At 46.3% G+C, this 13,230-nt stretch carries 13 protein-coding genes; all 13 read right to left on the minus strand.

All coding sequences use genetic code 11. The features are described from left to right. Positions 1–86: 86 nt before the first annotated feature. Positions 87–1,628 (minus strand): ribonuclease Y, encoded by a 1,542-nt coding sequence (rny, locus tag CHI14_RS07185; protein ID WP_095287693.1) that lies wholly within the window; start codon positions 1,626–1,628, stop codon positions 87–89. Positions 1,629–1,934: 306 nt separating this feature from the next. Further along, positions 1,935–2,672 (minus strand): regulatory protein RecX, encoded by a 738-nt coding sequence (locus CHI14_RS07190; RefSeq protein WP_095287694.1) that lies wholly within the window; start codon positions 2,670–2,672, stop codon positions 1,935–1,937. Positions 2,673–2,953: 281 nt separating this feature from the next. Continuing rightward, positions 2,954–4,018 (minus strand): recombinase RecA, encoded by a 1,065-nt coding sequence (gene recA, locus CHI14_RS07195; RefSeq protein ID WP_095287695.1) that lies wholly within the window; start codon positions 4,016–4,018, stop codon positions 2,954–2,956. 237 nt (positions 4,019–4,255) lie between these two features. Beyond that, the gene (locus tag CHI14_RS07200; RefSeq protein ID WP_095287696.1) at positions 4,256–5,512 is read right to left on the minus strand and encodes a competence/damage-inducible protein A; all 1,257 of its coding nucleotides are present in this window, start codon (positions 5,510–5,512) and stop codon (positions 4,256–4,258) included. 108 nt (positions 5,513–5,620) lie between these two features. Next, positions 5,621–6,208: a CDP-diacylglycerol--glycerol-3-phosphate 3-phosphatidyltransferase gene (pgsA, locus tag CHI14_RS07205; RefSeq protein ID WP_095287697.1), complete on the minus strand. Its 588-nt coding sequence runs from the start codon at positions 6,206–6,208 to the stop codon at positions 5,621–5,623. Positions 6,209–6,530: 322 nt separating this feature from the next. Further along, positions 6,531–7,022: a YajQ family cyclic di-GMP-binding protein gene (locus CHI14_RS07210; RefSeq protein ID WP_095287698.1), complete on the minus strand. Its 492-nt coding sequence runs from the start codon at positions 7,020–7,022 to the stop codon at positions 6,531–6,533. Positions 7,023–7,171: 149 nt separating this feature from the next. Then, entirely contained in the window at positions 7,172–7,336 is a 165-nt protein-coding gene (locus tag CHI14_RS29895) for a hypothetical protein (RefSeq protein WP_164848671.1), read from the minus strand. 73 nt (positions 7,337–7,409) lie between these two features. Next, positions 7,410–8,465 (minus strand): helix-turn-helix domain-containing protein, encoded by a 1,056-nt coding sequence (locus tag CHI14_RS07215; protein WP_095287699.1) that lies wholly within the window; start codon positions 8,463–8,465, stop codon positions 7,410–7,412. A 71-nt stretch (positions 8,466–8,536) separates the two neighbouring features. Continuing rightward, positions 8,537–9,304, minus strand: coding sequence for a DUF3388 domain-containing protein (locus tag CHI14_RS07220; RefSeq protein ID WP_095287700.1), 768 nt, complete (start codon positions 9,302–9,304; stop codon positions 8,537–8,539). A 187-nt stretch (positions 9,305–9,491) separates the two neighbouring features. After that, positions 9,492–9,755, minus strand: coding sequence for a DUF3243 domain-containing protein (locus CHI14_RS07225; RefSeq protein ID WP_095287701.1), 264 nt, complete (start codon positions 9,753–9,755; stop codon positions 9,492–9,494). 121 nt (positions 9,756–9,876) lie between these two features. Next, a complete protein-coding gene (gene ymfI / locus CHI14_RS07230) occupies positions 9,877–10,626 on the minus strand; it encodes an elongation factor P 5-aminopentanone reductase (RefSeq protein ID WP_426640577.1) in 750 nt (249 codons plus the stop codon). 22 nt (positions 10,627–10,648) lie between these two features. Beyond that, positions 10,649–11,929, minus strand: coding sequence for an EF-P 5-aminopentanol modification-associated protein YfmH (gene yfmH / locus CHI14_RS07235; protein WP_095287793.1), 1,281 nt, complete (start codon positions 11,927–11,929; stop codon positions 10,649–10,651). 3 nt (positions 11,930–11,932) lie between these two features. Beyond that, positions 11,933–13,213, minus strand: a complete 1,281-nt coding sequence (gene yfmF, locus CHI14_RS07240) for an EF-P 5-aminopentanol modification-associated protein YfmF (protein ID WP_095287703.1) — start codon at positions 13,211–13,213, stop codon at positions 11,933–11,935. Positions 13,214–13,230: the final 17 nt, after the last annotated feature.

Here is a 13,230-nt window from a genome sequence, read left to right on the forward strand (position 1 = left end):
AACCCATTAGTTCGTCCTATTAAGCCCATTGGCGGGCTTTCAACAGGAAAAGTGGCCCACTACAGCGGCCACTTTTCCGTAAAGCTCTATTTAGCGTATTCAACCGCCCGGGTTTCCCGGATGACGGTGACTTTGATATGACCCGGATAATCGAGTTCATTCTCGATCATCTTCGTGATGTCACGTGCGAGACGGAATGCTTCCGCATCGTCGATTTTCTCAGGCTGCACCATAACGCGAACTTCGCGTCCAGCTTGAATGGCATACGATTTCTCGACACCTTCGAACGATTCCGAAATCTCTTCCAGTTTCTCCAGTCGTTTGATATACGTCTCCAGTGTTTCGCGGCGTGCACCCGGTCTTGCTGCAGACAGTGCATCTGCTGCACCAACCAGCATGGCAATGACCGAAGTTGCTTCGCAATCCCCGTGATGGGACGCGATACTGTTGATTACTACCGGATGTTCTTTGTATTTCTTCGCCAGCTCCACGCCGATTTCAACGTGTGATCCTTCCACTTCGTGATCCAGCGCTTTACCGATGTCATGCAGTAGACCTGCACGTCTTGCAAGTGTAACGTCTTCTCCGAGTTCGCCAGCCATCAGTCCAGCCAAATAAGCAACCTCCATCGAATGCTTCAAGACGTTCTGACCGTAACTTGTACGGAACTTCAACCGGCCCAGTATTTTGATCAGATCCGGATGCAGACCATGTACACCCACTTCAAAGGTAGCTTGCTCACCATATTCACGGATGCGCTCGTCCACTTCTTTGCGGGATTTCTCCACCATCTCTTCAATGCGTGCCGGGTGAATGCGTCCGTCAGCCACCAATTTCTCGAGGGCAGTACGGGCAATCTCACGACGGATCGGGTCAAAGCCCGACAGAATAACTGCTTCTGGCGTATCATCGATAATAAGGTCAATCCCCGTAAGGGTTTCAAGTGCACGGATGTTACGTCCTTCACGACCGATAATCCGGCCTTTCATTTCTTCGTTAGGCAAAGTGACAACAGATACGGTTGTCTCTGCCACATGGTCAGCCGCACAACGCTGAATGGCAAGGGTAATAATTTCGCGGGATTTCTTGTCCGCTTCTTCCTTCGCCTGCTGTTCAATGTCCTTGATCATTTGAGCCGTCTCATGACGAACTTCCTGTTCTACGTTGGACAGTATGATACTGCGTGCATCTTCCATGGTGAGGTTGGATATACGCTCCAGCTCCGTCACCTGATTTTTGTAGATCATTTCGATCTGCTGCTGTGTCTCATCAATACGTTTCTCTTTGTTGGCCACTTGCTCTTCTTTACGTTCGAGTGATTCCATCTTTTTATCCAGCGACTCTTCTTTTTGCAACAATCGTCTTTCTTGTCGTTGAATTTCATTCCGACGTTCACGAGTGTCTTTTTCAGCTTCGGCCCGAATGCGATGAATCTCATCCTTCGCTTCCAGCACCGTCTCTTTCTTCTGTGCTTCTGCCTCTTTCTTCGCGTTCTCAACAATCTGTACGGCAGCTTGTTCCGCACTGGAGATTTTAGCCTCTGCAAGAGATTTGCGAATAAAATATCCGACTCCGAACCCAATAACGAGCGCGGCCACAACGAGAACGATCGTGATTGCAATGTCCATACTGTTCACCTCCTCGTTGGTTCCTCCAAGGCACTCCTTGGGTCAATTTGCTGTTTTCAAACTTACATATGTTTGGGAATAACGATACCTACGGCGATCCCCCGCCGATTTTCATTTCAAGTGTACATGTTACCACGTACTATTCGCTGCCTTCAGCGAATCCATAAGCATGAAGGGTAAATCCTAAGAAACCGAAACCGCTTTTTTGGAAGGAAAAAGGGTTGTCCATTTCTTACAGACTCATGTCCATTTTAGTATTTGACGAAAGAAATTGTCAAGAGAATGCAGTACACTGTGTAGTCTCTGTTAATCCCATGGTAACAACTCGTCATCTTCAGAATCTTCGGCTTCATCTTCTTCAATTAAACAATTCACAACTTTACGTACCATATCCATAGGAAAACCGCGTCTCATCAAGAAGGGAAGCGTTTTGCGTTTCTTCTCTGCAACGTCCCCCTTGACCTGGTTCCACTTCTTTCGCCCTGCGGTCAAAGCTGTCTCAAACTCCACATCCGCATCCACGCCTTCAAGCGCTTCAACGATGAGCTCATTGGCAATGCCCTTTTGACGCAGCTCTTGCCTTATCCACAGTTTTCCCTTCCTCTGGCCTGTCATACGCTGCCTTGTCCATTCCTTCGCAAACCCTTCATCGTCCACAAGCTTCTCCTGCTCGAGCCGATCCAGCACTTCTTCAATTAATGGTGCGGCGAACTCTTTCTGACGAAGTCGCTGGCTTAATTCATGCCTTGTACGCTGTTTATGCTCTAAGTAGCGCAATGCCTGAACATAGGTTTGCTGCCGCTCATCCGCTACTATGATCTCTTCGAGATCTTTCTTCACAAATGTGTTGCCCCGAGTCATTCGATATTTGATCATTACATCTTCCAGAACCGTAATCGAGTACATACCGAACGTGATCCGGTACCGAGCCTGCCTGCTTTTTGTTCGTTCTACCCGTGTAATGGTAAGTTCTTCGTTATCCGGGAATTGGGAGATCCCCTCCAGTTCTGCTGTTTCGTACAAATCATCATCATGTTGATCCATTCAGGTCTCTCCCTCCTTTTGGTTTTTGTTCAACTCTTTATCTTTCTGATTATGAAGTACCTATCTACTTAAAGAAAACTGCAGACCAAAATGCAAAAAGCCGGGATTGCAACCCGGCACCAGCTCACTCAATAAATGTGCTAACAGCTCCTGTCCAATGGACAGGAGCTGTTAGACAGCGCTAGAACACGCGCCGTCTCCCCTAGCAGGATCGGTACAATTCACCCCAATCCGGGAAGTCCAGTAAGTGAACGCCTTCTGGGCCTCCCGGTCAGGAAGAATTACTCGTTAATCTCAAACAATTCTTGTTCTTCTGCTTCTTCTTTTTGTTGATCTTCGCTCGTTGGAGCTGGAACTACCGTCGTCAGATTACTCGCTTCACGAATTTTTTGCTCGATCACTTGAGCGATCTCTTTATGTTCTTTCATGAACTGCTTCGCATTTTCACGACCTTGGCCCAGACGTTCGCCTTCGTAAGAATACCAAGCACCACTTTTATTAACGATATCGAGTTCTGTACCAATATCAATGATACTGCCCTCTCTTGAGATACCTTCACCATACATGATATCTACTTCTGCTTGTTTGAACGGTGGTGCAACTTTATTTTTGACAACCTTCACACGGGTACGGTTCCCGATGATGTCATTACCTGATTTAATACTCTCAATACGGCGAACATCCAAACGAACTGTAGAGTAAAATTTCAGGGCACGTCCACCAGGTGTTGTCTCAGGGTTACCAAACATTACGCCAACTTTTTCACGAAGCTGGTTGATAAAGATGGCAATAGTTTTGGATTTGCTGATTGCACCAGACAATTTACGCAACGCCTGAGACATCAGACGTGCTTGCAAACCAACGTGGGAATCCCCCATTTCGCCTTCGATCTCAGCTTTTGGTACCAAGGCAGCAACAGAGTCAACAACGATAATGTCAACAGCACCACTGCGCACAAGTGCTTCAGCAATTTCCAATGCTTGTTCGCCCGTATCCGGCTGGGACAAAAGCAATTCATCAATGTTAACACCCAGTTTACTAGCATACGTTGGATCAAGAGCATGCTCGGCATCGATAAATGCAGCTTGTCCACCGACTTTTTGCACTTCAGCAATCGCATGCAATGCTACAGTTGTTTTACCTGAAGATTCAGGTCCATATATTTCAACAATCCGGCCTTTAGGCAAGCCGCCTGTTCCAAGTGCTATATCCAGAGCCAAGGATCCGCTGGGTATGATTTCCACTTGCATGTGAGTTGACTCACCCAGTTTCATGATAGATCCTTTACCAAATTGCTTCTCTATTTGACGGAGCGCCATATCAAGCGCGGCACGACGGTCTGACAATATGCTCACACCCTTTACTGTTTATAAGATAATGATACCTTGTTTTAACACGTTTGCCAAGCTTTTTTTCGAACATACATTCGTTTTTTTTTGTAAGGCCGAGGCGCCTCTTCCTGGGCAAAACTTGCAATGAAACAGAAAAAAGAACCGCAAACAAGGCTAAATGCCTAATTCTACGGTTCTTCCGTCTTCTTTGATTATACTTGATTATCCCTGTAAAAGCAATTCAAGGTATACCTAGTCCATCGCAACAAGTTTGCGCCATAAGCGATATAAAATAGCCTTGGTCGAACGGATGCGGACCGTCTCCCGATTACCGTTGATACGCAATTCATGAATCTCCGTCTCTTTTCCCCGCTCAGCAAGAGCGATAAAAACCAGACCTGGTGGCTTACGCTCAGAGTAACCCGGACCCGCTACTCCTGTAACGGCCAGACCAAAATCGGAATCGCCTATCATGCGTACCTGCTCAGCCAATACTTTAGCAACTTCAGGGCTCACAGCCCCGGGAGCATCTTCACCCTCCAGATAGTCATGAGGAACATTCAGCAGCTTTTCCTTTATCTCGTTGGAATAACATACAATTCCGCCTTTGAGCATGGAAGCACTGCCAGGGACCGAAGTCAGACTCTGCATGACAAGCCCTCCTGTACAGCTCTCAGCGGCGCTCAGGGTCAGACCCATATCAGCCATCATTGTTACAATAGTGTACTCTATAGGAACATCCTCGTTCGCGTAGAGGTGTTCAGGCAACCGTTCCCGAATGAGCACCTCCATGGCATCCAGCTTCTGCTTGGCCTCATTCTCACTCGGCGCCTTGGTGGACACCCGTATCGTTACTTCTCCCTCACTTGCGTAAGGTGCAATCGTAGGGTCAGTTTGGCTATCAATCAGATCAAGCAGACGGTCTTCCAATGCCGACTCACCGATCCCGGCAAATTTCAGCATCTTCGAATAAATTGGCATTTCTTTCGTAAGAACATGTTGGAACAACCAGGGTTTGACCTCCTGCTCAAACATGGGAATCAGTTCTTTCGGCGGCCCGGGCATAATAATATAATGCTTCCCGTTATCCGAGATGGCATTACCCGCGGCAAGGCCTGTTTCATTAGCCAGCGGGGTCCCTCCTTCAATCACGATGGCTTGTCGCCGGTTATTTTCGGTCATCTCCACATTGCGATCCCTGAAGAAGCTATCGATTTTATCCATTGCCATCCGATCAATATGTAGGCTCCGTCCCAACACTGCTGCTATGGCATCCTTGGTTAGATCATCCTGCGTAGGTCCGATACCGCCTGAGAACAAAATGACATCAGCTCGCCCTTGGGCAATTCGAATGGCTTCACTGAGACGATTCAGATTGTCCCCTACCACAGTTTGAAAATAAACGTCAATCCCGATAGCAGCCAATTCACGGGATAAATATCTGGCATTCGTATTTACGATCTGTCCGAGCAGCAACTCTGTTCCGACTGCGATAATTTCTGCCTTCATTCAGCATCCTCCTGTACACAATGTGAGTGATCAAAGGGCAATAGGATGTTTTCCTATTGCCCTTTGCGCAAGCTGTACTTCATAAATTACCCGTTTTACCTTAAACTTTTACGCTTTTGATAAATTAAGCAGATTTTTGTTTTTGATGAAATAATCAATACCAGACCAGATCGTAATAATCGCTGCAGCCCAAACGGCTATAACATCAACGTGTACCCCCGTATAAGAGAACGGGAAGTTGTTAAGCAGAAGCAAAACGATGGCTACGATCTGTATTACGGTTTTCAGCTTGCCCCAGCTGCTGGCCGCAACAACCGATCCATCCAGCAGAGCAATTTGGCGAAGGCCGGTCACCGCAAACTCCCGACTGATAATGACAACAGCGATCCATGAGTCCAGCTTACCCATCTCAACAAGTGAAATGAGCACTGCAGTCACTAACAGCTTGTCAGCCAGCGGGTCGAGCAGCTTGCCCAAATTGGTGACCATATTGTTTTTCCGTGCCAGGTATCCATCAATTCCATCCGTACTGGCTGCAATGATGAAGATAATGGCAGCGATCAGCTGATTATACGGAAGCGATAAGCTTCCGATCTGCATAGGCTCCGGATAAAATGGAAAGTCCACGAGCAGAAACACCATTAAAAAAGGGATTAAGCAAATTCGTGCAAGCGTAATCCGGTTGGGTAAATTCACAAGACGCCCTCCCTCTTATCCTCCAATACTTCAAACAATCATCTTAATCCCGTATCCATCATCCGGAAGGTGAACATGTAAAATGCACTGAGTACACCACTGATCTCATATGTAAAAACGCAAAAAATAAAGTCAACCGTTCAAACGCAAAATCGTTTAAAACGTTCCGGCGACCTCCAAAAGATGTACTGCTTTTCACAAAGTCAGCAAAACGATGATGACTGGGCTTTATGCTTGATTGCTAGCAATGCACACTTAGTATAATATACGCCAATTGCAGTGTCAAAACACGTTTTTCACAACAAAAATGGACGTAACAAACTTATTTGAAATTGGTATATTGCAAATCAAGAGGCAGATTGGCACCATTCAAAAGCTGCATAACCGCTTGCAAATCATTTTTACTCTTACCAGTTACCCGGAGCTGGTCCCCTTGAATCTGGCTCTTCACTTTCATTTTGGAATCACGAATTAGAATATTGATCTTTTTCGCGATATCCTGGTCAATCCCCTGCTTAAAACTCAGACGCTGGCGCACTGTCCCGGATGAAGCTGGCTCCACTTTGCCATAATCAATGTTCTTGAGCGGCAAATTCCGCTTGGCCATTTTGGATTGAAGTACATCAATGACAGCCTTAAGTTTGGTCTCATCATCGGATACAATTGTCAATGCATCCTTGTCCAGCTTCAAGCTGCTTTTGCTGCCTTTAAAATCGTAACGTGTGCTGATTTCCTTTTCCGTCTGTGTAACAGCATTCGTTAATTCCTGCAAGTCCATTTTGGACACGATGTCGAACGAATTTTCTGAACTCAATCTGGTCACCCTTTCAATTAATCATTTGTTCTGTGTAACATTATAGAGGATTCGCCCCGGAAAAGTCTAATTTTGAGGGGGAAACAAACGAAAAAGCATTTTCAGCCACTGCTTTTGCAGTAACCAAAAATGCTTTAACGTACAGCAATCTAATATCGGCTGCGGTTGGGCTGTCTGAACATGTCGAGCACACCCAGAATGACGTGCGCAAGTCCGAAGCCCAAAATTCCGTAACCCCAAGCGCTTGGAGTCAGATAGTAACCCAGGAGGCTGACAATGATTCCTAAACCTGTGACGATCCAGCTGACTGTCATAGCCATCCACCTCGCTTTACCGAAAGTTAACTGCTAGTGAAGACAAACTTATTGTCCCCCGCAGTTAATGCCCTTATTCGCCGCCTGTGGCAGAGCCTTCGGTTCCTGCATCGGAGCCTTCGACAGAGTTCGCATTTGTTCCGGTAGACGCACCTGTGCTCTCATCTCCCAATTGGAGACGAATCCGGTTGGTGGCCTTGCCATCCGTTACTACTTGACCACCAACTTCAATGGTCGTAGCCGCAGCATATCCAGATTTAATGTACAAGCCGGTACCATCCAGATCAAACGACATACTGTCTCCATCAGCTGTCATACCAAATTGCAGTTTTTCTCCGCTTGAATTTTCACCTTTATACACTTCCAGCCAGCTCTGACCTGAAGCATTAATGGTGACCTTAACCGGTTGACCTGCACTTCCGTTTACTTTGAAATTTGTAATATTACCAGATTTCCCATCTTCAGCAACCGTTACAGTCCCAGCATTATCTGCAGGCTCTTGATCTTCGGTGTCATCCGGGGTTTGTTCGTCCGTCTGACCTTCGGTACCCTCACCAGTCACGTCGGTACCCCCACCATTGCCGCCTGCTTCTCCTTCTGGCTGACCGGTTTCTTGTCCTCCAGATTCGTTATCCGGTGGAGTGGAAGCTTGACCGTTGTCCGTCGTCTCATCCGGTTGATCATTCGGCGTTTGCTGACTATCTGTAATTTTGGTTTGATCGACGCCTTGTGTATCCGCATCATCTCTGTTCATGACCACATACACGTACAGCAAGGCAACAATCAGAATCGGAAATGTCCACATTAACGCTACTGACATCCATCGATTGCTGCGCTCTACAGGTCGACTCGAACGTTTTTGAATCACGGGCTCCATGGTTGCTTCCGTTTCCTCTGCCGGTACATCTTTCTTATGTCCCTCCAGCAGCTCATCAGGGTTTAGTCCCACCGTCTCCGCATAGGTTTTAATGAAAGCTCGCACATAGAAGCTGCCAGGAAGCACCTTATAGTCCCCAGCCTCTATTGCTTCCAAGTACCTCTTGCGAATTTTAGTCATTTCCTGTACATCGTCGAGACTCATCCCTTTTTGCAGCCGGGCCTCTCTTAACTGCTGACCCAGTTCAGACATGCTATCTCCTCCTTATGTTTATCTTTTTCTCTTTGGTTGTTGCTATCTATTCCATGATTCCGTACGGAGCATTACAGTTCGTCGGTGTAACTGGCCGTAAACGTATCATAAATAATTTCCTCATTCGGATTGTTGCGAAGTTCAATAATGATATCAAAATCGTTATAGTCATATTCTGATTCCTGCACAAAAATATCAGGATGCTCAATGACCTTGGTACTCGGCATCGTCATAATGTCCTGCAACAGATTATAATGCCGTTCACTGGAACGAATCGTACTTACAATACCATCAATGATGAAGACATTGTTTGGGTTCATCTCGTCCTCGGAGAGCTGGCTCCTTATCGTTTGACGAAGCAAAGTAGACGAAACAAACGTCCATCGTTTCATCGCGCAGACGCTACCGGCGATAATGGATTCCGTTTTTCCGACACGAGGCATGCCTCGAAGGCCAATCACCTGATTGCCTTCCCTTTTAAATACTTCACCCAAAAAGTCCACAAGTAACCCAAGTTCGTCCCGTGTGAAACGAAAAGTTTTGCGATCGTCCGAGTCGCGGTCAATGTACCGGCCATGACGCACAGCCAAGATGTCGACCAATTTGGGTTGGCGCAGAGCGGAAACCGTAATGCTGTTCACTTTTGCAAGCATTTCACCCAGCAAACGAATCTTCTCATCGTCGTCGGATTCGAGCAGCATCCCTCTTGTTTTGCCTTCAACACCATTAATGGTCAATATATTTACTTCAAGCATCCCCAGCATGGAGGCAATGTCCCCAAGCAAACCGGGTCTGTTCTTATGTATTTTATATTCCATATACCATTGTTTAGATTCCATTTAAACACCCCGTAATGCAATATTCCACATTGTTCGACAGCAGCAGATCGTGCCCGAAGGACACCGAACTGAGACATCTTCTAAAAATGGGTCACGTTAATGATATATAAAAAGAAAATGAATTACAAGAACAGGTCTGTAATCATTAGAGAAAAGCCCCCTTGCGGGAGCTCTCCATCGGTGGATCTTATGCGTTTTGTTTGGCCAATTTGACCATCAGGCGCGCAATCGTACGACGCTCTTCAGCATCGCCGACATCCCATATTTCCTTCAATGCCCGGTTGGAATGGTTCGCTGGATCCACTTTCTCATCCAGAAAGTCACCAATCTCATACGCAAGTTTGTTGATGGTATCTTCACTCATCCCCATCTTCTCTGCTTGCTGTACGCGATCACCCAAGAACTTTTTCCATGTGTCAAAACTGCTGAGCACCGTTTTTTCTGTTGACATGATAAATCCTCCTTAGCAGTCGCATGAGATTTAAAATCAACAGTTGTAATATGTGCCTATCGAGCAATTAATATTCAGGATAAATCATCCAGCGAGCCGTGAACCACCAAACTGCCATTCTTCAGGTAAGCCAGCCGCCATTCGGGCTAATGATCTGGCCGTTAATATATCCGGATTCCGGCAGTGCGAGAAAATAAACAAGGGAGGAAATTTCATCAGGCTGAGCAAGTCTCCCGGCTGGAATCTCCTCCTCCAGCATTTTCAGTTCATCTTGATCCAGATGATTCAGCATGGAGGTCTGAACCGCTCCGGGGGCAACTGCATTTACAGTAACACCGGAAGGTGCAAGCTCTTTCGCAAGAGCTTTTGTAAAGGCATTCACTCCCCCTTTCGTGGTGGAGTACAGTACCTCACAAGATGCACCTGATAATCCCCAGATGGAGGATACGTTAATGATTCGTCCGTAACGCTGTGAAATCATGTGAGGCATCATGATCTGAGTACACAGAAATGTGCCTTTCAAATTAATGGCCATTACTTCATCCCATATTTCTTCCGTCACGTCGGACAACAACCCATAATGCGATATGCCTGCGTTATTTACCAGAATGTCAGGCATTAATCCATGAGACTCCAATTTTTCACGCATACGCTCAATCTGTTCCCGGCTGCGGAGATCCGCAGACACCGTCATGACTTTGCCGCTGCCCTTTTCCATGCACCTTCTCGCTGCTTCATTGGCTGCCTCATGGGATTTCATATAGTGAATAACCACGTTCATACCGACCATTGCAAATCGTTCTGCAATAGCTGCTCCTATACCTCCGCTTGCTCCAGTAACCAGTACTGTCATGTCTCCAATCGGCTTCATTTGTCCTGTTCCCCTCTCCATATTACGGACTCACGACAAGCGATACAGCCAGCTGTTCCCAGCGAATATGCTCTTCCAGTCTGCGATTTACTTCTTCCAGTGTGATGGATTCATAGATCGGAACCATGTTGAAAAAATCACCGCCACGGAACTGCTCACGTGTAAATTCATGAGCAATATTCTCCGGTGAATTAAGCATGCGCAAATATCCCCCGATTTTCTTTTTGCGTGCTCTCTCAAAGTCCGAAGCTTCGAATCCCTTTTTAACAATGACATCAACCTCTTCCCGTATGCGGGCCAGCAATAGATCCGGGTCTTTCGTATCACCACCAACAACAGAGAATGCATACTGCGGCGAACTAATGTATTCATGTCCGAAGCTATCCGAGATGAGATCCTCGTCATACAGTTTTTGAAATAGGGCCGTGCTAGCGCCAAACAGAAGATCCAGCATTAACTTGGTCGTCATATCACGCCGGAGCAGGTCTTCCCCCGAAAATCCAACATCCGTTTCCTTAAAGCCAAACAGACACTTAGGCAATGAAACCGCGAGCCGTGCTTCTCTCCTAGCCTCCACGACCCCAGCGGGCTCCTGTTCAAATATGCGTTTGATTTCACCTTGAGGTTCGTAGTTTTTCTCCGCCTGGTTCGAACGAACCATATCCATGACTTCTTGAGGTTCTACTCCACCTACAACAAATAAAAGCATATTGCTTGGATGATAAAACGTATTGTAACACGTATACAGCGTCTCTTTGGTTATCGTGCCGATCGATTCCACCGTTCCCGCAATATCGATATGGACTGGGTGTTTTTGGTACATTGCTTCAATCAATCCAAAATACACACGCCAGTCCGGATTATCGGCATACATATTAATTTCTTGTGCAATAATGCCTTTTTCCTTGTCCACATTCTGGTCAGTAAAATAAGGATTTTGCACAAAATTGACTAATGTTTGTATATTTTCATTCACATGTTCTGTCGCAGAAAACAAATAAACGGTCTGGTCGAAACTCGTAAATGCATTGGCAGATGCTCCATTGGAGGCAAAAGTTGCAAAAATATCACCTGTTGGCTCCTCAAACATTTTATGTTCCAGAAAATGAGCGATACCGTCGGGAACCTGAACTTCTTCATGACCTTTCACCTGAAAATGATTGTCTACAGAGCCGTATTTGGTTGCAAACGTGGCAAACGTTTTTTGGAATCCGGGTTTAGGCAATACATAGACATGAAGCCCATTATCCATGACTTCGTAATACAGTGTTTCCTGCAAATGTTCGTAATGTATGCTCTCCACCAATTATTCCCCCTTCTCATCCCGCAAGAAGTAGATCGTGTCCAGACGGAATTGCTCTGCCGCCTCACGAACGTTTTCTTTGCTGATTTGCTCAACCTGAGCGAGCAGCTCGTCAGCGGTTCGCTCCTTGCCCGATAACTGACGATTAAAGTCATACGCAATCATCTCAAAAGCCGAATCCTGCATTTCTTTGAGCAAATTGCGGATCATCGCTTTGGTCTGGGACATTTCCAGATCACTAATATTTCCATTTTTCATTTCATCTAACTGCTGCTTGATGATCGTTACGGCTTTTTCATAATTAGGAATTTCAATTCCGGATTGAATCGTTGCGATTCCTTTATGTCCGTCATACCGGGAGGAAGCATAGTACGCCAGACTCTCCTTTTCACGAACATTAACGAACAATTTGGAATGCGGATATCCTCCAAGAATGCCGTTGTACATTAATGCTGCTGCATACTGCGGCTCACCATACGTAATGGACGTGCGAAGTCCCATATTTAGTTTACCTTGATTAACATTTAGTCGTTCAACAACCGTCTCCACTTCTTTGTCACCGCGGACGGCCTGGTTTGTCACATAGTTTGAGGAATGGGTACGATTCAGATCAAAATGTTTTTGAACTAGACTCTCCACTTCTTCAAGCGTCGTGTCGCCTACGACATACAGATCCATGCTGGCCTGCTGCAGCCACGTCTGATAAGTGGTCGTTAACACATCGGGTTCGATTCCCGGCAGATCCTGACGTTTCCCTAACGGATGCAAGCGGTACGGCTCATTTTTACACATTTCCTCGATACAGCGCTCTGCCGCATAACGCATTTTATCATTAACAACAGACTCCAGCTGTTTGCGGACGGTCTCACGTTCTGAATGCACATAGGCCTTCCTGAAATGCCCATCTTCCATAGCCGGACGAGTAAGTACCTCTCCCAAAAATGCAAAGGAGCGGTCCAAAAGCTGCTCATCCCCACCTACAAAGGAATCATTAATCGTGTCCATCCGGAACTGTACAATCTGATAGTCTCCACGCTTGTATACGTCAAAACCAAATCCAGCTCCATACAAATGCTCCAACTGTTCACGAAACTCCGTTGTTTCAGGATAAGACTGGGTTCCACGACGAAGCACAAATGGCGTAAGCGCTACTTTGGTGACCGTTTCTTCTTGCAGCGGGACTCCTGCATACAACGAGATGGCAAAAGTCTTGAAACGTTTAGTGGGCAATACATGGATACGAAACTCCTTTTGACTGCCCCGTTCAAATCCTGATGTATTCAAATGTCAAAACCCCTTTA

Source organism: Paenibacillus sp. 7516, from assembly GCF_002272715.1.
GTDB lineage: Bacteria > Bacillota > Bacilli > Paenibacillales > Paenibacillaceae > Paenibacillus > Paenibacillus illinoisensis_A.